Here is a 19236-nt window from a genome sequence, read left to right on the forward strand (position 1 = left end):
GGCCGTGGTCGGTCTGCGCGGCGTGTACCGCGCCGGGGGCGTCCCGGCGCTACTTCTTGTCGCCGCCCTTGCCCTGGTCGCCGCCGGCGCCCATGGACTCGAAGATCTCCTTGCACATGGGACACACGGGGTACTTCTTCGGGTCGCGGCCCGGCACCCACACCTTGCCGCACAGCGCCACCACGGGCGTGCCGTCCAGCGCGCTCGCCATGATCTTGTCCTTCTGGACGTAATGGGCGAAGCGCTCGTGGTCCCCGTCGCCGTGCGACACCTGCGGCGTCGGCTCTACGAGGGTCCCCGTCCCCGTGCCTCGCTGGGGCTGGGTCTCAGGCTCAAGAGTGCTCATGAAGCCAAGGGTACTGGGGCTCGCACCCGTCAGTTGAGGTAAGGGCCGCGCGCCTTCGGCGCACGGCTCGGAGGCCGGCGCGCCGGTCAGTTGAGGGAGGGGTCGTCGGGGTAGGTCGCGACCATCGCCAGTTCGCTGCGCTGGCGGCGCAGGACCTCGCGCCACAGGCGCTCCGGCGACGGGGAGGAGACGTCACCGGGCTCGGACTCGACGACGTACCAGGCACCGTCGACCAGTTCGTTCTCCAGCTGGCCCGGTCCCCAGCCCGCGTACCCGGCGAAGATGCGCAGGGAGCCGAGGGCCGAGGCCAGAAGCTCGGGCGGGGCCTCCAGGTCGACCAGACCGATCGCGCCGTGCACACGCCGCCAGCCGAGGGGCGCGCGCTCCCCCGCCATGCCGCCCGGGATGACCGCCACCCCCAGCGCGGAGTCCAGCGAGACGGGGCCGCCCTGGAAGACGACACCCGGTTCCCCGGCCAGACCGGCCCAGTTCTCCAGGATGTCGCCGACACCCACCGGGGTCGGGCGGTTGAGGACGACACCGAGGGAGCCCTCCTCGTCGTGGTCGAGGAGCAGCACCACCGCGCGGTCGAAGTTCGGGTCCGCCAGGGCGGGCGTGGCCACGAGCAGCCGCCCTGTGAGCGAGGACACCTCGGTCATGCCAGACATGATCCCGCACATTCCCTTCATGTGGGGAGCCAATGCGCGTACGGGAGTGAATGCAGCTCAGGGCGCAACGAAGCGTTGCCCGCGCACACCCGCGGCGGTGACCCCCCGTGCCCGGCGCGGAACGGCTCGTGTTGTGGCCAAGCTATGACCGAGCTGAGTCCTCCTCGGGCTTACTACGCCGGGGCGGGCGGCCATTACCCTTGCTGTTCGGCTCCCGTACGACCGGCCTGCCGACGACCCACACCTGCCCAACTCATCGGAACGCGAGATACATGACCGTCAACGACGATGTCCTGCTTGTCCATGGCGGAACCCCGCTTGAGGGCGAGATCCGTGTCCGCGGTGCGAAGAACCTCGTGCCGAAAGCCATGGTCGCCGCCCTGCTGGGCAGCGGACCGAGCCGGCTGCGCAATGTCCCCGACATCCGCGACGTACGTGTCGTACGCGGGCTGCTGCAGTTGCACGGTGTGACCGTCCGCCCGGGTGAGGAGCCCGGTGAGCTGATCCTCGATCCCTCGCACGTCGAGAGCGCGAACGTCGCCGACATCGATGCCCACGCGGGCTCGTCGCGCATCCCGATCCTCTTCTGCGGCCCGCTGCTGCACCGGCTGGGCCACGCGTTCATCCCGGGCCTCGGCGGCTGCGACATCGGCGGCCGGCCGATCGACTTCCACTTCGAGGTGCTGCGGCAGTTCGGCGCGAAGATCGAGAAGCGGGAGGACGGCCAGTACCTGGAGGCCCCGCAGCGGCTGCGCGGCACCAAGATCCAGCTTCCGTACCCGTCCGTGGGCGCGACCGAGCAGGTGCTGCTGACCGCGGTCCTCGCGGAGGGTGTCACGGAGCTCTCGAACGCGGCCGTGGAGCCGGAGATCGAGGACCTGATCTGCGTCCTTCAGAAGATGGGCGCCATCATCGCGATGGACACCGACCGGACGATCCGCATCACCGGTGTGGACTCGCTCGGCGGTTACACCCACGCGGCGCTCCCGGACCGCCTGGAGGCCGCCTCCTGGGCTTCCGCGGCGCTGGCGACCGAGGGCAACATCTACGTCCGCGGCGCTCAGCAGCGGTCGATGATGACGTTCCTGAACACCTACCGCAAGGTGGGCGGTGCCTTCGAGATCGACGACGAGGGCATCCGCTTCTGGCACCCGGGCTCGCAGCTCAAGTCCATCGCGCTGGAGACGGACGTCCACCCCGGCTTCCAGACGGACTGGCAGCAGCCGCTGGTCGTGGCCCTGACGCAGGCCACCGGCCTGTCGATCATCCACGAGACGGTGTACGAGTCCCGGCTGGGCTTCACGTCCGCGCTGAACCAGATGGGCGCGCACATCCAGCTCTACCGCGAGTGCCTCGGCGGCTCCGTCTGCCGCTTCGGCCAGCGCAACTTCCTGCACTCCGCGGTCGTTTCGGGCCCGACGAAGCTTCAGGGCGCCGACCTGGTCATCCCCGACCTGCGCGGCGGCTTCTCGTACCTGATCGCGGCGCTGGCGGCGCAGGGCACGTCCCGCGTCCACGGCATCGAGCTGATCAACCGCGGCTACGAGAACTTCATGGAGAAGCTCATGGAACTCGGCGCGAAGGTCGAACTGCCGGGCAAGGCGCTCGGCTAGGACGCGGCGGACCGATCCGCCTACGACGATGGGGCGGCCCCCCTGAAAGGGGCCGCCCCATCGTCGTTGCCGGCCTTGTACGCGTCCCGCGTCCCGCGTCCGCGGGGAACGTACCGGCACCAGGACTAGTTGCCCTTGGCGGCTTCCTTGAGCTTGCTGCCCGCGGAGACCTTCACGCTGAAGCCGGCCGGGATCTGGATCGGGTCGCCGGTCTGCGGGTTGCGCGCGGTGCGAGCGGCACGGTGGGTGCGCTCGAAGGTCAGGAAGCCGGGGATGGTCACCTTCTCGTCGCCCTTGGCGACGATCTCGCCGACGGTCTCGGCGAAAGCGGCCAGAACGGCGTCGGCGTCCTTGCGGGTCACCTCGGCGCGGTCGGCCAGCGCGGCCACCAGCTCACTGCGGTTCATGTTGTTACTCCCGTGTTCTTCTTGCTGTTGAGGCGTGCCAGGCGGCAGAGCCGCATATCGGGCACAGTGAAGCCGATGCTGCCAGGGTCCTCGGTCGGCTCCCGGACCCGGGTCCGTGGCCAGACCATCGCGCCCGAAGACGCATCCTGCCCCCACCTGCGGCGGGAAAGCCAATCCGGCACCCCTGGGAGTCACACGAACACCCTTGAGGGTCACACGAAGAGGCCCCTGCGAGGCCTGAACCTGGCCGCCACCCTAGAGGCGGCCACGGGCCCCGCGTTCCGCGACGCGCCGGGTTCCGGGCGGTCGTGGCGCCCGTCACAGACGGGACATCGCCGTGTACGACACGGGCGCGCGGCCCGGCTCGACCCCGGCTACACGCTCGTGTTGGCCGCGTCGGCCGCCCCCGCCGCCTTCGCCGCGTCACGCACCGCTCCGGCGACCGCGCCCGCGACCTTGTCGTTGAAGACGCTGGGGATGATGTAGTTCGGGTTGAGCTCGTCCTCGGTCACCACGCTCGCGAGCGCGGCCGCCGCGGCCAGCATCATGTCCGTGTTGACGGTACGCGACTGGGCGTCCAGGAGGCCGCGGAAGACGCCCGGGAACACCAGCACGTTGTTGATCTGGTTGGGGAAGTCGGAGCGGCCGGTGGCCACAACTGCCGCCGTCTGACGGGCGATTGCCGGGTCGACCTCGGGGTCGGGGTTCGCGAGCGCGAACACGATGGCGTTCTCCGCCATCGAGGCCACGTCGGCGCCGTCGATCACGTTCGGGGCCGAGACGCCGATGAACACGTCGGCGTCGCGCACGGCCTCCTTCAATGTGCCCGTGAGGCCTTCGAGGTTGGTGTTGTCGGCGATCCAGCGCAGCGGCGAGTCCGCGGCGGCGTCGACGAGGTCGGCGCGGTCCGCGTGCACGACGCCGTGGATGTCGGCGACGACGGCGTGCTTCACACCCGCGGCGATCAGCAGCTTGAGGATGGCCGTACCGGCCGCTCCCGCACCCGACATGACGACCCGGATGTCGCCGATCGCCTTGCCCGCGACGCGAAGTGCGTTGGTCAGGGCGGCGAGGACGACGATGGCCGTGCCGTGCTGGTCGTCGTGGAAGACGGGGATGTCCAGGGCCTCGCGCAGCCGGGCCTCGATCTCGAAGCAGCGCGGCGCGGAGATGTCCTCCAGGTTGATGCCCGCGAAGCCGGGGGCGATCGCCTTGACGATCTCGACGATCGCGTCGGTGTCCTGGGTGTCCAGGCACAGCGGCCAGGCGTCGATGCCGGCGAACCGCTTGAAGAGGGCCGCCTTGCCCTCCATGACGGGCAGCGCGGCCATCGGGCCGATGTTGCCGAGGCCCAGCACCGCGGAGCCGTCCGTCACGACCGCAACGGAATTGCGCTTGATGGTGAGGCGGCGGGCGTCCTCGGGGTTCTCGGCGATCGCCATGCACACCCGGGCCACACCCGGGGTGTAGATCATGGAGAGGTCGTCACGGTTGCGGATCGGGTGCTTGGACTGCATCTCGATCTTGCCGCCGAGGTGCATGAGGAACGTACGGTCGGAGACCTTGCCGAGGGTCACGCCCTCGATCTTCCGGAGCTCCTCGACGATCTCGTCGGCGTGCGAGGTGGAACTCGCCGCGATGGTGACGTCGATCCGGAGCTTCTCGTGGCCGGACGCGGTCACGTCGAGGCCGGTCACCGAGCCTCCGCTGGACTCGACGGCCGTGGTGAGCTGGGAGACCGCGGTTCCGCTCGCGGGCACCTCCAGCCGGACCGTCATCGAGTAGGAGACGCTGGGCGCCGTTGCCATGGCCGACTTCCTCTGCTTTCACCGAGTCACTGCTTGTGCCGTCCGATCGTCGCACCTACCCCTGAGTACGCGGTAGTCGCCCCGGATTGCGGACGTTTTGTTCACCAGAGGTCGCTTCTTCGGAAAACCGATTCCACTCTACGAGAGAGGGGTCCGCCCGGTGAGAGCGGACCGGGTGACGAAAGAGGCCCACGTCACGGGGTGACGTGGGCCTCTTCAGGTCCTTCGGTGAAGGACGGCGGTCAATGACACCGACCCGCCATGCTCGCCTCGCGGCAAGTGGTCGCTCGTAGCGACGAAGGTTGGGCCCGGGGGCTTGGATCGGGCCGGTGTCACGTCAAAGGTAACAAAGGATTCCCGTAGAGCAATTCCCGTCCCGGGAGTTCTTTTCGGCCGGGACGGGAAGCGGGGCCGGCGGGAGCGGGGGCGCGTGCTCCGGGCGGGTGACGCGGAGCACGTCAGTCCCGCAGGAGGTCGGGGACCCCGTTCGCGTCGGGTTCGTCGCGGTCGCTGGAGACGATGGTGAGCTGCTGCGTGGCCCGGGTCAGGGCGACGTACAGGACACGCAGTCCGGCGGGCGACTCGTCGGCGATCTCGGCGGGCGACACGACCACCGTCGCGTCGTACTCCAGGCCCTTGGCCTCCAGGCTTCCCAGGGCCACCACGCGGTCCCCGAGCCCGGCGAGCCAGCGGGCGGCCTCCTCGCGCCGGTTCATGGCGACGACGACGCCCACGGTGCCGTCGACCCGGTCGAGGAGATGGGCGGCCTCGGCGCGCACGGTCTGCGCGAGGGAGTCCCGTACGACGGCGAACCGGGGCTCGACGCCCGTGGACCGTACGGCGGACGGCGACTCGGAGCCCGGCATGGCGAGGGCGAGGACCTTGGCGGCCAGCTCCGCGATCTCCGCCGGGTTGCGGTAGTTGACGGTGAGCGTGAAGCGGCGCCGGGGGCGGGTGCCGAGCGCCTCGTCACGGGCCTCCGCCGCCTCGTCGGGGTCGGACCACGAGGACTGGGCGGGGTCGCCCACGACCGTCCAGGTGGCGTGGCGGCCACGCCGGCCGACCATCCGCCACTGCATGGGCGTGAGGTCCTGCGCCTCGTCGACGATGACGTGCGCGTACTCGGTCCGCTCCAGCGCCAGCCGCTCGGCGCGTTCGCGCTGCGTCTCCTCGCGGTGGGGCATGAGCTCCTCCAGACCGGTGAGGTGGGCCAGCGGGTCCGCATCGCGCCGCTTCTTGGGGCGGGCGGGCGCGCCGACGATCGCCTCCAGCTCGTCGAGCATCGCCACGTCGTGCACCGAGAACCCGTCCCGCTTGAGCGAGCGGGCCACCCGGCGGACCTCACCGGGGTTGAGGATCCGGCGCGCCCAGCGCCCGAGGCGCCGTTCGTCGGCCATGGCTGCCAGCACCCCGCGCGGGGTCAGTTCCGGCCACCAGGCGTCCAGGAACGCCAGGAAACTGTCCTCGGAGGTGACGTCCTCGTCGAACGAGGACCGCAGTTCGGCGGACAGCGCCGGGTCCGAGTGCCGGGTCCCGGCGCCCGACTTCGTCCACAGCGCGTCCAGCAGCAGCCTGCGGGCACGCGGACGCAGCAGGTTGACCGGCGCGGTCCCGCCGAGCGCGTTGTTCTTGATGCGGTCCAGCTCGGCGGACTCCAGCTCGACACGGCGCCCGAAGGCGACGACCCGCAGCCGGGTGGGGGGACCCGTGGGGGCCTCGTCCGGCTCCCCGAGGGCGAGCTGGCCGGAATTCCCCCTGGAGACGCCGGCCGGCGCCTCCAGCGCCCCGCGCGCCGCCTTCCGCAGCACCCTCAGCATCCGGTACGAGCCCTTGGCACGGGCCACCGCCGGGGAGTCGTACAGCGTCGCGGCCACGCCGTCGACGAGCGAGCCGATCGCGCGGATCGCGACCTGGCCCTCCTCGCCGAGCGAGGGCAGCACGCCCTCGGTGTAGGCGACGAGCAGCGGGGTCGGCGAGACGATCAGGATGCCGCCCGCGTACCGGCGGCGGTCCTGGTAGAGGAGATAGGCGGCCCGGTGCAGGGCCACCGCGGTCTTGCCGGTGCCGGGGCCGCCCTCGACATAGGTCACGGACGCGGCGGGCGCGCGGATCACCATGTCCTGCTCGGCCTGGATGGACGCCACGATGTCGCGCATGGTGTGGCTGCGGGCCTGCCCGAGCGCGGCCATGAGCGCGCCGTCGCCGATGACGGGCAGCTCACGGCCGTCGAGGGTGGCCTTCACCTGCGGGCGCATCAGGTCGTCCTCGACCCCGAGGACCCTGCGGCCCTTGGAGCGGATGACCCGGCGGCGTACGACCCGGCCGGGGTCGACCGGGGTGGACCGGTAGAACGGGGCCGCGGCGGGCGCCCGCCAGTCGATCACCAGCGGCGCGTACTCGGCGTCCAGGACGCCGATACGGCCGATGTGGAGCGTCTCCGCGATGTCGGCGGTGTTGTCCTCGCGGACCGCGCCGTCGGCGGGTTCCACGGCGGTGTAGGCGCCGTCGGGTCCCTTCACGCCGTCCTTCCCGCGGAGCAGGTCGATCCGGCCGAAAAGGAAGTCCTCGAACTCGTTGTTGAGACGGTTGAGGTGGATTCCCGCGCGGAACACCTGGGCGTCGCGCTCGGCGAGCGCCCCCGGTGTGCCGACGTGACCGCGCTGGGCGGCGTCGTGCATGAGGAACTCGGCCTCGTGGATCTTCTCCTCGAGGCGCCGGTAGACCCGGTCCAGATGTTCCTGTTCGACAGCGATCTCAAGGTCCCGTACGGAGTCGTCCTTGACGGACTCATCCGGTACGGATGTACGGACCGAGCCGAGCGCGGTTTCCTGCTGAGCCTGAGCGGCCACCGGGCGCCCCCTTCTGACGTGCTGGGCAGCCGTCAACCGTACGCGAAGGGAGGCCCGCCGGGCTACGTCCGTGCCCGGAGTCCGCTCACGCCTTCACCTCGACGAGACGCTTCCCACTGAAGGTCATGACCTCGAAGTGGTCGATCTGGTTCGGCTCGAAGGCCGCGCCGCCGTGGACGTAGAGGGGCTGCTTGGCCTCCTCGGTCTTGGCGTTGGGAGTACCGTAGCCCCACTCCGGGACCGACCAGGAGGTCACCGTCTCGCGCTCGCCGTTCTTGCCGACGGCGATCAGGGAGCACTTCTCCGGGCCCGTGACGTTCTTGAGCTGGAGGACCGCGTGGGTGCCCCAGTCCTTCGGCTCGATCGCGACGACGGCGTTGACCTTGGTCTTCGCGTCCGTGGCCGACGACTTGTCGGTCATGACCTCGAAGGCGGCCTTGGCCGGGCTGGTGGGGTGCGCGATCGGCGGGTTCGCGCCGCCGTCGCCGCCGCCGTTGACCGCCAGGACGGTCAGCGGGCCACCGATGATCAGCGCGGCCGCGGCCGCCACCAGGTACATGCCGCGCCGGCGCTTCTGGGCGCGGCGGGCCGAGACCTCGTCCACCAGCCGCTCCGCGAGCCGTGGGCTCGGGCGGGCCGAGAGGGACTCCGCGATGGCCGGGCTGCCCTGCGAGGCGGGCAGGTCGGCGAGTGCCGCGAGCATCGGTTCCATCCCGGCGAGCTCGTCGAGCTGCTGGGCGCACCACTCGCAGGAGGCGAGATGCTCCTCGAAGGCCGTCGCCTCGACGTCGTCGAGGATGCCGAGCGCGTAGGCGCCGACAGTCTCGTGAATGTTGTCCCCGGACCCTTGCTGTCCTCGTGGACCTTGCATGGCTCCCGGACCACCTGTTCCGTAACCCCCGTACGTGTTCATGCCGTCACCCCCCGCTCCTCCAGCGCAAGCTTCATCGACCGCAGGGCGTAGAAAACCCGTGAGCGCACAGTGCCGCTGGGAATGCCGAGCGTTTCGGCCGCCTCATTGACGGTACGCCCTTTGAAGTATGTTTCGACCAGTACTTCCCTGTGAGCAGGGGTCAGGTCGTCCAGCGCGTCCGACAGTGTCATCAGCCACAACGCCTTGTCGATCTCGTCCTCCGCGGGGATGACCTCCAGCGGCGACGGGTCGACCTCCTGCGGCCGGGCCTGCCGACTGCGGTGGCCGTCGATGACGATGCGTCGGGCAACCGTCACCAGCCAGGGGCGTACCGAACCGGTCGCTCGATTGAGCTGGCCGGCGTTCTTCCAGGCACGGATGAGTGTTTCCTGCACGACGTCCTCGGCACGCTGCCGGTCTCCGGCCACCAGGCGCAGCACGTAGGCCAGCAGGGGCCCCGCGTGTTCCCGGTACAACGCACGCATCAGCTCCTCGTCGGGTTCGGTCGACGAGGACTGCTGAGACATGCGATGTCGGGCCCTTGGCCTGTGTTCATCAGCCACGGCTGAATCCTTGCGCACGCCTACCTCCGGTGTCCGGGGGTTCCCCCAGTCGGTCGCTCATCACCGGGTACGTGTGCCGGTACGCGAGTGTTCAAAGTGTTCAGGATTTTTTCTGGTGAAGATGTGTAGACAGCGAAAAGAATGCATACCGATCACCTAACGTCACTGGTGCATCACTGACGGATGTGATCAGGCGCGGGCCAGAGCCGCCCGGCGCCGGTGCCGGGCCACTCGCTCCCGATTGCCGCACACCTCGCTGGAGCACCAACGGCGGCGTCGGCCGCGCGAGGTGTCCAGATAGACGATCGGGCAGTTGTCACCCTCACACTGTCTCAGACTCGCACGCGCGTCCGGGTCGGTGAGCAGATCGAGGGCGTCCCGGGCCACCAGGGAAAGAAGTTCACCGCAGCGGGGCGGGGCATTCAGCCCCCTGCACAGCGAGCCGTCGGCGGCGCGGACGGCCCAGGGGGCGGGCGGAGCCGCGAGGGCAACGGCGTTGACGCGGGCGAGCGCGCTGTCCGCGGGCCGCCCGTCCAGCTCTCCGCGCACCAACTGGGCGATATGTCCGCGCAGTTCCTGGAAGCCGAGCAGCCATGAGGTGTCCACGGCGGCCAGCGCGGTGCCGGCGGGTACCAGCCCGGAGGCGACGACCCAGGCGCTCAACCGGGCGGCCGAGTCGAGGCGTTCGTCGGGATGGGTGGTCGCCGTCAGGTCCAGGCAGATCCGCCCGGAGCCGAACCGCAGCTCGTACGAGGCTGTGGCCATGCCCGATGCCATGCGCCTGTCACCGCCTTGGGGTCACCTGCCGTGGTACCCCTACAGTGCCTCTCCCGGCGCCCCGCCGGAAGACTCGGCACCGGTCCCGTACCGGATGCGTACCGGAAGCGCACCGGGCACGGTCCGGACCGCGGCGTGGACGCCCGCGTATGCGGCCGCGCTCCTCGGCCATGTCACCCGCCCCGGCCCGCCGGTTGACTGAGGGACATGACGGACAACAGCACGGAGCGGCGTGACGCCGCCGCGGGGGTACTGGGTGCGGCCACGGTGGCGACGGGCCTGGTCGCCGGGGCCTTCTACGTCTTCGCCTGCGCGGTGATGCCGGCGCTGGCACGCAGCGACGACCGCGTCTTCATCGAGGTCATGCAGAACATCGACGAGGTCATCCAGAACCCCGTCTTCTTCCTGAGTTTCCTGGGCGCGCCGGTGCTGACGGCGGTCGCCGCCCGGCAGTCGCGCGGCGCGCCGGAGAGGTGGTGGGTGCTGGCCGCGCTCGCCGCGTACGCGCTCGCGTTCGTGGTCACCGTGGCCGTCAACGTCCCGCTCAACAACGGTCTCGCGGACGCGGGCGCCCCCGGGCGGATCGCCGATCCGGCCGCGGTGCGCGACCGGTTCGAGGACCCGTGGGTGGCGTGGAACGTCGTACGGGCGCTGCTGTCGACGCTGGCGCTCGCCTGCCTCGCCCGTGCCCTGCTGCTGCGCCGGCGGCCTCAGGCGTCGGCGTACTTGGCGTCCGCGGCCGGGTCGAGCGCGAGGCGGTAGCCCCGCTTGACGACCGTCTGGATCAGCTTGGGCGCGCCGAGTGCCGTACGCAGCCGGGCCATCGCCGTCTCCACGGCGTGCTCGTCGCGGCCGGATCCCGGCAGCGCGCGCAGCAGTTCGGCCCGCGCCACCACCCAGCCGGGCCGCCGCGCGAGGGCCCGCAGCAGCGACATCCCGGCGGGCGGGACGGGCCGCAGCGACCCGTCCACCAGCACGGCGTGCCCCCGGATCTCCACCTGGCGCCCGGCGACGGGCAACACCCGTGCCCGGCCGGGCAGTTCCTGACAGAGGAGCTGTACGAGGGGGCCGAGCCGGAAGCGTTCGGGCTGAACGGTGTCGATGCCGAGGGCCTGCAACGGCAGCGCGGTGACCGGGCCGACGCAGGCGGGCAGGACGTCGTGGTGCAGCGTGGCGAGGAACTCCGCGCTCAGGCCCCGTTCCTCGGCCCTGGACAGCAGGGAGGCCGCGGCGGGGGCGCTGGTGAAGGTGATCGCGTCCAGGCCGCGGGTGAGGGCCGCGTCGAGCAGCCGGTCGACCGGGCCGATGTCCTCCGGCGGCATCCACCGGTACACGGGCACGAGGACGACCTCGGCCCCGGCGGCCCGCAGCGACTCGACGAATCCGGGCAGCGGTTCCCCGTGCAGCTGCACGGCGATACGGCGGCCGTCCACCCCTTCTTCGAGCAGCCGGTCGAGCACCTCGGCCATCGACTCGGAGGACGGCGACCACTCCTCGGTCAGCCCCTGGGCCCGGACCGCGCCCTTGACCTTGGGCCCACGGGCGAGCAGTTCCACGCTCCGCAGCCGCTCCAGCAGATCCTCGCCCAGACCCCAGCCGTCGGCGGCCTCGACCCAGCCGCGGAATCCGATCGCGGTGGTGGCCACCACCACGTCCGGCGCGTTGTCGACCAACTCCTTCGTCGCGGTGAGCAGTTCGCCGTCGTCGGCGAGGGGCACGATCCGCAGGGCCGGCGCGTGCACGACGGTGGCCCCGCGCCGCTGGAGCAGCGCGCCCAGTTCGTCGGCCCGGCGCGCGGCGGTCACCCCCACGGTGAATCCGGAGAGTGGACCGTGCTCGGGTCGCTGCTGTTCGTCGTGCATGCGGTCTCGTCTCGCGCTCGTCGAGTCGTCGTACGGGTCTGTGCTGTGTCGTACGTCGTGGCGGATCCGAGCCTGTCAACGGACCGTGACAGGCTCGGATCAAGGTGATGTCGGGCGTGTTACGTCACACCTCGGCGTAGCTGAGCTGGGCCTTCGCCTCGGCGGTGGCACTCGCGCGGGCCGGGGCGGCCGGGCGGCGAAGGTATACGACCCAGGTGACCGCGAAGGCCGCCGCGTAGAAGGCGAGGAACGTGACGAAGGCGCCGGTGCCGGAGCCGGAGTCGAGGAACGACTGGCGGAAGGCGAGGTTGATGCCGACACCGCCGAGCGCGCCCACGGCACCGATGAGCCCCATGGCCGCGCCGGACAGGCGCCGTCCGTGGCGGGCGGCCTCCTCCCCTTCGAGCCCCGCTTCCAGGGCCTTCCTCTGGAAGATGCCGGGAATCATCTTGTACGTCGACCCGTTGCCGAGCCCGCTGAGCACGAAGAGCACCACGAAGACCGAGACGAAGAGCGCCAGCGACTTCTCACTGCTGGCGTAGACCAGGACCCCGGTCGCCGCGGCCATGGCGACGAAGTTCCAGAGCGTGATCCTGGCGCCGCCGTAGCGGTCGGCGAGCCGGCCGCCGACGGGCCGGATCAGCGAACCGAGCAGCGGGCCGATGAAGGTGAGGTAGGCGGCCTGGAGCGGCGTACGCCCGAACTGGACCTGGAGCACCTGTCCGAACGCGAAGGCGTAGCCGATGAACGACCCGAAGGTGCCGATGTAGAGGAACGACATGATCCAGGTGTGCGCGTCCTTCGCGGCGTCCAGGGCGGCGCCGGTGTCGTTCTTCACGGAGGTGATGTTGTCCATGAAGAGGCCGGCGAGGACGGCGGCCACGACGATGAGCGGGATGTAGATCCCGAGGAGCAGCCGGGGCCCGCCGCTCGCCCCGATGATGGCGAGCGCCACGAGCTGGATGACGGGGACGCCGATGTTGCCGCCGCCCGCGTTGAGGCCGAGCGCCCAGCCCTTCTTCCGCAGCGGGAAGAAGGCGTTGATGTTGGTCATGCTGGAGGCGAAGTTGCCGCCGCCGACACCGGCCAGCAGACCCACCACGAGGAACGTGTCGAACGAGGTGCCCGGCTCCATCACGACGAACGCGGCGACGGTCGGCACGAGCAGCAGAGCCGCGGACACGATCGTCCAGTTCCGGCCACCGAAGAGCGCGACGGCGAAGGTGTAGGGGACCCGCACCACCGCGCCCACCAGCGTCACCATCGAGGTGAGCAGGAACTTGTCGGCCGGGGTGAGCCCGTACTCGGGTCCCATGAACAGGACCAGCACCGACCACATGGTCCAGACGGAGAACCCGATGTGCTCGGACAGTACGGAGAAGAGCAGGTTGCGCCGGGCGACCTTCTCGCCCTTCTCCGCCCAGAAGACCTCGTCCTCCGGGTCCCACTCCTCGATCCAGCGACCGCCCCGCGCGGGGGCCGTACTCGTGTCTGGGGCAGTCATGTCACGCCTCCATTGGTTCTCCGGGCTTACTGGCCTGCTGTTTCCCGAAGGTAGGGAGGGCTCGTTTCCGCGCTGTGCCTGTGAGTGACCTGAAGGGAACGTTGCTCTCACCCGGCCCCGGAGCCCGCGGTGAGGACGGGCCCGGGACACGGTGAGGCTGCAGGGCGTGCTCGCCCGCCGGGCGGGTACGGGCGTACGGCGGGCTCGTCAGGCGTACGGCGGGCTCGTCCGGGTCCGTCAGACGGCCGCGTTGTGGTACGAGGTGATGGCCCAGGTCGCTTCGGCGGGATCGCGGACGAGCACCCAGGTCGCCCGGTGCTGCCGGCCGGCGGGCACCTCGCTCTCCCCGGCCAGGAGAATCCCGGCCTCGCTGACCACGACGGCGGTGCCGGAGCGCGGGAAGCGGATCCGCCGGGGCTCGTCGAGCGGCCGGGATCCCTTCAGCGGTCCCTCGAACGCGGCCGCGATGTAGGCGCGGATCTCCTCCCGCCCGTCGTTGAAGACGCCCGGCATCACGACGGTCGCGTCCTCCGTGTAGAGAGCGGCGAACGCGTCGGCGTCGTAGTCGGCCCAGGCGGAGTAGAGACGGTCGAGGACGCTGCGGATGTCCTGGATGTCGTCGGTGGTGGTGCTGGTGCTGGTGCTGGTGCTGGTGCTGGTGCTGGTGCTGGTGCTGGTGCTGGTGCTGGTCATGATGGTTCCTTCTCCTCGAACGGGTTCGGCGCCGGTATGTACCTCCGCGCCACCCGGAAGTCATCGGTGCCGGGACGATGAGTCGGGGCGGGTTCGGAGGTAGGTACCGGTGACGGACGGGACCCGACGAGCAGGGCCCCGTGGAGCCGGACCCCGACGCAGCCGAGGAGCAGACCATGGAGACGCGGGACGACGGGCGCCTCGACGGGGACGGCGAGCCCTTCGACGGGGACGGCGAGCGATTCGACGGGAACGACGGGCGCGACGACTTCGAGAAGCGGACGGCGCCCTATCGCCGCGAGCTGCTGGCCCACTGCTACCGGATGCTCGGTTCGGTGCACGAGGCCGAGGATCTGGTGCAGGAGACGATGCTCCGGGCCTGGCTCGCCTACGGCCGTTACGACGCCGGCCGCGCGTCCCTGCGCACCTGGCTGTACCGCATCGCCACCAACAGATGCCTCACCGCGCTGCGCGGCCGCACCCGCAGGCCCCTGCCGTCGGGCCTGGTGGGCGCGCTGGAGGATCCGGGTGCGCCGATGACGCTGGGGGCGGAGGTTCCGTGGCTCGAACCGTTCCCGGACCAGGGCGCGACCGGGCCCGTCCCCGGCGCCGGGGCCGCGGCCGGGGATCCCGCGGGCGTGGTCGTCGCCCGGGGCAGTCTGCGCCTCGCACTGATCGCCGCGATGCAGTTGCTGCCCCCACGCCAGCGGGTCGTCCTCATCCTGCGCGACGTACTGGCCTGGCCGGCGGCCGAGGTGGCCGAAGCCCTCGGCACGTCGACGGCCTCCGTGAACAGCGCGCTCCAACGGGCCCGCGCACGACTCGGCGAGGCCGGTCTGACGGAGGACGAGGTGACGGAACCACCGGGCCAGGAGCAGCGCGCGGTGATCGACCGCTATCTGCGCGCCTTCGAGGACGCCGACCTCGACGCCCTGCGCGCCCTGCTCGCCCAGGACGTCGTCCTGGAGATGCCCCCGGTGCTCAACTGGTACGTCGGCCCGGACGCCTATGTCGCCTTCATCGCCCGCGTCTTCGCGATGCGCGGCACGGACTGGCGCCTGCGCCCCACCACGGCGAACGGCCAGCCCGCGCTGGCGGCCTACGTCCGCGCCCCCGGCGACGACACCCACCGCCTGCACACCCTCCAGGTCTTCACGGCGGACCAGGGCGCGGTGAGTCACACGGTGGTCTTCCAACTCCCCACGGTCTTCACGGCGTTCGGGCTGGCGGAGGTGTGGGAGGGATAGCCGCGTCGGGGCTGGACCGAGGGCTACCGGGGTGGTTGCGGCTGCGACTGTGGTGGTACGGGTCCGGGCTGGGCGGCATACGGGTTGGCGGGCCCGCCCGGGGCGGGGACGGGAGGCTGCTGAGCATAGGGACCGGGGGCCTGCGGAGGCTGACCGCCGTAGAGGGCCTGGCCCGGGTACGGGGCCTGCGGTGCCTGAGCCGGGTAGGGGGTCTGGCCCGCGTGCGGGGCCTGGGGAGCTTGACCGGCATACGGGGGCTGGGCGGCCTGCGGAACCTGACCGCCGTACGGCGCCTGGCCCGGGTAAGGAGCCTGCGGAGCTTGACCGGCGTACGGGGAGTAGGGGCCGTACGGGCCGGTGGGCCGGCCGGCGTACCCCGCCGTCGGCGGCAGATACCGCACCCGCCCGCCCTCCTCCGTCACGGGCGCGAACCCGGCTGCCCCCAGCAACGCCGCGAACTTGGCGTTCCGCTTGCGCGTGAGGACGAGACCGACGCCGAGGACCACCATCATCACGGCCCACAGGACGCCCGCCACCGTGAAAGCGACCGAGTCGCCGCCCGCCCGCACCCCGAGGACGACGCACCCGACGCTGAGACCGATCCCCGCGTACGCCATCCGCTTCTCGGCGTTCTTGCCGGTGAGGTCGAAGTTGATGCGGGCCTTGAGGAGTTCCAGGGCGTCGGGGACGACGGGCGGCAACGAGACCCCGTCGCCGGCTTTCGGGTACTGCGCCCAGTTCTGCGCGGCGCGCGCCTGAGCTTGTGGGCCGGGGTCGGGCACGATGAGCATCGTGAGCGCGTTGTTGCGGCCGGCGCCCTGACGCACGTCCGCGTACTCGTAGCCGAACTGCTGGGCGATGAAGGCGAGTCGGGCCAGTTTCTTCACGGAGGCCATAGGGCTCGTGAGCTGCACCGCCTGGCCCTGGGCCATCAGCCGGAACATCTTCCGGATCTGCCGTCTACTCACGTGACCCCCAACTCCCCGCCGGACCCGCCCGACCCGTTCTTCGAACGATCGAACACAACAGCACCGGCTGTGGCGGTGACCTTCTGATCGCCCTTACCGCCGTTCACCTGCGTCTCGGAACCAGAACCCTTGCCGCCCGGGACGAAGTCCGCCCAAGCGCCCGGGGCGCTTCCGACCACCAGAACGCCCGCCGGCAGAGCGGCACGAACGGTGTTCCTCGCTACGGCCGGCACCGAGCCGCCCCCCTGGTGGAAATGATCTGCGATGTCTGCCAAACACCTTCAGAGCTCTTGTCCAAGCGTGTGTTGTAAAGGACGTAGCTGTTCTTGGTGGCCGGGGTCTTGTTGACCTTGTTGGTCTTCTTGTCCTTGGCGTAGCCCTTGCTCTCGTCCGCACAGAACGTGAGTGAGGCCGAGGTCTTGCCGTTGAGGGTCACGGTCCGGTCGTAGTACCGCGCCTCACCCGTGAGGGTCGAACCCGCGTCCTTGAACTGATTGATCCAGGTCAACGCGGCTTCGAGAGCCTTGCCGGTGTTGTAGTACCCGAGCGCCTCGCCCTTGGGGTCCGTCCCGGTGATCGCCGCGTCAACGGCCCGCATCCGCTCCGCGCTGTCGGCCAGGACGGCGTCCTTGGTGTCGTCGCCGGTCTTGGATCCTTCGAAGGTCAGCGTGAGATCCGACGGCAGCTCGATCTTCGGCCGGCCCGTCGACTGCGTCGCGCCGGCGCCGGGTGAGGACGACGCCTTGTCGCCGGTGTCCGCGCCGGCAATCTTGTCGTTGGCCTTCGGCTTGTCACCACCCCCACCGCACGCGGTCAAAAACAGCGCGGCTGACGCTCCGACAGCGGCGGTGGCAAGCAGGCGGAAACGGCGGTTCACGGCAGACTCCAGTGCGGCATGAGGTTCGGAAGGGCACCAACACGCTAACGGGGGCCTGTGCGACAACACCACAGCAAATGGTGCCAACCGAGTAACAGCCGTTACCCATAAAGGCCTATAGCGTGGCCAACCGGCCCTCCCCGAACGTCGATTGAATGAGAGCCACCAGGACCACAGTTCACCGAGTTACTGTCCGCAAAGCCCTGGGCCCGTCGAAGTCGGCCATCGTCGCGATCTGACGGAGAACCGCCCTGCACCGCTCACGCCGTCCGACAACGGTGGCACTCAACGTGAACACGGCCGACCGCCTGCAGTCCGGATGCGGCAGACGAACGCGGAACTGGACCAAGGGTGTCCGAGGAAGGGACCTCAGGGACTCCGTGGACAGGCCTACTCAGCGGTTGATGGACTGGATCTCCTGCACGACGACGTCCTGGTCGGCCCCGAAGGTGCCGTCCGGCAGTTTCTGCGCCTGGGTCACACCGGTGCCCGTCCAGTGGATCCGCCAGGTGATGGTGGCCCTCAGCTTGAACGAACCGTCGCCCGACGAACGCAGGTACTTCACCCCACAGGGCGGCGTCTCCTTGGCCTTGCCCTTCGCATACGCCTCACCGATGTGATCGCCCGCGATCTCACAGACCCCCGACGCGGGATACGTTTGCGCATCCGCCGTACCAGGCTCGATCCTCAACGAAAGCGGCTCCGCGGTCGTCGTGGCGGTCACATTCAGCAGCGGAACCGACGCCGTCACCGACACCGGCTTGAACTTCGCCGCGTCCAGCCACGCCCACGTCGGCAGATTCACCTTCGTCGTCCCCGCCGGAGCCAGATCCACCTTCGTCGACGGCACCCGTATCTCCGCGTAGGCGAGCTGCGCCAGCATCTCCGGCGTGATCGCCTCCGGAATGTCCGCCGGGGGAGCCTCGCCCTTGTCCACCCAGAAGATGTCCTTGGTGCACTTCAGCGCACCCGGGTCACCCTCACGGCCTTCCGTGACGTACGAGTCCCACCAGTAGCCCTGGTCGGTCTTGTCCTTGTTGAAATCCTTGGCCAAGCCACCGTTGACGTACTTGTCACGCTGCGTCTGGTCCCAGTCGGAACCGGTGGACCCGGCGTTCCAGATGGGCTCCAGGTACTTCTGCAACTCGTCCGGCGTGTACCTCGGAGCGTAATAACAGGCGGGCGGAGTCCAGTTACCGGACGAGGAGGTCACCGCACCGGAGGAACCACCCGACCCGTTCTTCGAACGATCGAACACAACAGCACCGGCTGTGGCGGTGAGGTTGCCCTTGCCGTCCGAGTCACCCGATGCATTGGAGCCTGATCCGTTGGTGCTGCCACCATGCCCATATCCCGCGAAGGCTTGGGTCGAACCGATAATCACCGCAGCACAGGCTATGACGGCAACTGCTGCGGACTTCCGCTGCTTCAGGACTGGCATGCGATGCTCCCCCGCTGCGATGTCAGCTTCTCCGTGACCCAAACACCTTGCTTGTTGACCCGAAGAAGGCTGCTGTAGAGGACGTAGTTGTCCTTCGACTTCGAAGTCACCTCCGTCTTGCCCGTCTTCAAGCTCTTGTTGTACGCCTTGTTCTGGTCTTCACAGTAGACAAAGGCTGCCGTTCCATCAGAGTTGATCGCCACCTTCGAGTTGTAGTAACGCTTCGCCCCGGTGATGCGGTCCTTGTAGTCCACGAACTCCTGAATGAACTTCTGACTCCCGGCTGCTGCCGTGCCCTCGGAGTAAAAGCGGTAAGCCTTGTGCAGCGGGTTCTGTACGGCAATCGCCATGTCCACGGCCTTGATGAACTGCTCGCTGTCGCTCAGCACCGCATCCTTGTCTTTGTCGCCCGTCTTGGGCCACTCGAAGGTGTAGGTGAGATCCGACGGCAGCTCGATCTTCGGCCGGCCCGTCGACTGCGTCGCGCCGGCGCTGGGCGAGGCCGACGCCTTGTCGCCGGTGTCCGCGCCGACGATCTTGTCGTTGGCCTTCGGCTTGTCACCACCCCCGCCGCATGCGGTCAAAAGCAGCGCGGCTGACGCTCCGACAGCGGCTGTGGCAAGCAGGCGGGAACGGCGGTTCACGGCAGACTCCTGTGCGGCATGAGGTTCGGAAGGGCACCAACACGCTAGCGGGGGAC

18 protein-coding genes are annotated in these 19236 nt (G+C 69.9%); 3 read left to right on the top strand and 15 right to left on the bottom strand.

The features are described 5' to 3' along the window. Window positions 1-49 precede the first annotated feature (49 nt). Both OG410_RS17030 and OG410_RS17035 read right to left on the bottom strand, forming a co-directional pair. On the bottom strand, window positions 50-346 hold the full coding sequence (locus OG410_RS17030; RefSeq protein WP_103554931.1) for a DUF3039 domain-containing protein: 297 nt from the start codon (window positions 344-346) through the stop codon (window positions 50-52). Between the two features lie 86 nt (window positions 347-432). After that, the gene (locus OG410_RS17035; protein WP_328451933.1) at window positions 433-1005 is read right to left on the bottom strand and encodes a YqgE/AlgH family protein; all 573 of its coding nucleotides are present in this window, start codon (window positions 1003-1005) and stop codon (window positions 433-435) included. Between the two features lie 281 nt (window positions 1006-1286). Between OG410_RS17035 and murA the strand changes: the two genes are divergently transcribed. Next, entirely contained in the window at window positions 1287-2627 is a 1341-nt protein-coding gene (gene murA / locus OG410_RS17040; protein ID WP_328451931.1) for a UDP-N-acetylglucosamine 1-carboxyvinyltransferase, read from the top strand. 125 nt (window positions 2628-2752) lie between these two features. On the opposite strand, the gene OG410_RS17045 is transcribed toward murA, so the two are convergent. From OG410_RS17045 to OG410_RS17070, 6 genes are all read right to left on the bottom strand, one after another. Continuing rightward, entirely contained in the window at window positions 2753-3034 is a 282-nt protein-coding gene (locus tag OG410_RS17045; protein ID WP_037619258.1) for an HU family DNA-binding protein, read from the bottom strand. Between the two features lie 374 nt (window positions 3035-3408). Further along, window positions 3409-4842 (bottom strand): NAD-dependent malic enzyme, encoded by a 1434-nt coding sequence (locus OG410_RS17050; RefSeq protein WP_329299944.1) that lies wholly within the window; start codon window positions 4840-4842, stop codon window positions 3409-3411. 458 nt (window positions 4843-5300) lie between these two features. Beyond that, window positions 5301-7691 (bottom strand): HelD family protein, encoded by a 2391-nt coding sequence (locus OG410_RS17055; protein WP_329299945.1) that lies wholly within the window; start codon window positions 7689-7691, stop codon window positions 5301-5303. Between the two features lie 85 nt (window positions 7692-7776). Continuing rightward, on the bottom strand, window positions 7777-8562 hold the full coding sequence (locus tag OG410_RS17060; protein WP_329299946.1) for an anti-sigma factor family protein: 786 nt from the start codon (window positions 8560-8562) through the stop codon (window positions 7777-7779). A gap of 38 nt (window positions 8563-8600) precedes the next feature. Next, window positions 8601-9131 carry a sigma-70 family RNA polymerase sigma factor gene (locus OG410_RS17065; protein ID WP_037619265.1) on the bottom strand — a complete coding sequence of 177 codons (531 nt, stop codon included), beginning with the start codon at window positions 9129-9131 and terminating at the stop codon, window positions 8601-8603. Window positions 9132-9356: 225 nt separating this feature from the next. Further along, on the bottom strand, window positions 9357-9944 hold the full coding sequence (locus tag OG410_RS17070) for a CGNR zinc finger domain-containing protein (RefSeq protein WP_329299947.1): 588 nt from the start codon (window positions 9942-9944) through the stop codon (window positions 9357-9359). A gap of 207 nt (window positions 9945-10151) precedes the next feature. Between OG410_RS17070 and OG410_RS17075 the strand changes: the two genes are divergently transcribed. Then, window positions 10152-10706, top strand: coding sequence for an anthrone oxygenase family protein (locus OG410_RS17075; protein WP_329299948.1), 555 nt, complete (start codon window positions 10152-10154; stop codon window positions 10704-10706). Here OG410_RS17075 and OG410_RS17080 read toward each other — a convergent pair. The 3 genes from OG410_RS17080 to OG410_RS17090 form a co-directional block, all read right to left on the bottom strand. Further along, window positions 10655-11806, bottom strand: a complete 1152-nt coding sequence (locus OG410_RS17080) for a uroporphyrinogen-III synthase (RefSeq protein WP_329299949.1) — start codon at window positions 11804-11806, stop codon at window positions 10655-10657. The genes OG410_RS17075 and OG410_RS17080 overlap by 52 nt on opposite strands. Before the next feature lie 124 nt (window positions 11807-11930). Continuing rightward, window positions 11931-13310 (bottom strand): nitrate/nitrite transporter, encoded by a 1380-nt coding sequence (locus OG410_RS17085; protein ID WP_329299950.1) that lies wholly within the window; start codon window positions 13308-13310, stop codon window positions 11931-11933. A 237-nt stretch (window positions 13311-13547) separates the two neighbouring features. Then, entirely contained in the window at window positions 13548-14003 is a 456-nt protein-coding gene (locus tag OG410_RS17090; RefSeq protein ID WP_329299951.1) for an SgcJ/EcaC family oxidoreductase, read from the bottom strand. A gap of 176 nt (window positions 14004-14179) precedes the next feature. Between OG410_RS17090 and OG410_RS17095 the strand changes: the two genes are divergently transcribed. Next, window positions 14180-15250 carry a sigma-70 family RNA polymerase sigma factor gene (locus OG410_RS17095; protein ID WP_329299952.1) on the top strand — a complete coding sequence of 357 codons (1071 nt, stop codon included), beginning with the start codon at window positions 14180-14182 and terminating at the stop codon, window positions 15248-15250. A 23-nt stretch (window positions 15251-15273) separates the two neighbouring features. Here OG410_RS17095 and OG410_RS17100 read toward each other — a convergent pair whose 3' ends face one another. The 4 genes from OG410_RS17100 to OG410_RS17115 all read right to left on the bottom strand — a co-directional run bounded on the left by OG410_RS17100 (window position 15274) and on the right by OG410_RS17115 (window position 19180). Continuing rightward, window positions 15274-16218, bottom strand: coding sequence for a hypothetical protein (locus OG410_RS17100; protein WP_329299953.1), 945 nt, complete (start codon window positions 16216-16218; stop codon window positions 15274-15276). A gap of 220 nt (window positions 16219-16438) precedes the next feature. After that, a complete protein-coding gene (locus OG410_RS17105) occupies window positions 16439-17095 on the bottom strand; it encodes a hypothetical protein (protein ID WP_329299954.1) in 657 nt (218 codons plus the stop codon). A gap of 394 nt (window positions 17096-17489) precedes the next feature. Next, window positions 17490-18536: a hypothetical protein gene (locus OG410_RS17110; RefSeq protein WP_329299955.1), complete on the bottom strand. Its 1047-nt coding sequence runs from the start codon at window positions 18534-18536 to the stop codon at window positions 17490-17492. Further along, the gene (locus OG410_RS17115) at window positions 18524-19180 is read right to left on the bottom strand and encodes a hypothetical protein (protein WP_329299956.1); all 657 of its coding nucleotides are present in this window, start codon (window positions 19178-19180) and stop codon (window positions 18524-18526) included. The genes OG410_RS17110 and OG410_RS17115 overlap by 13 nt, the downstream gene beginning before the upstream one ends. Window positions 19181-19236 lie beyond the last annotated feature (56 nt).

Origin of the sequence: Streptomyces sp. NBC_00659, assembly GCF_036226925.1 — a bacterium.
Taxonomy (GTDB): Bacteria; Actinomycetota; Actinomycetes; order Streptomycetales; family Streptomycetaceae; genus Streptomyces.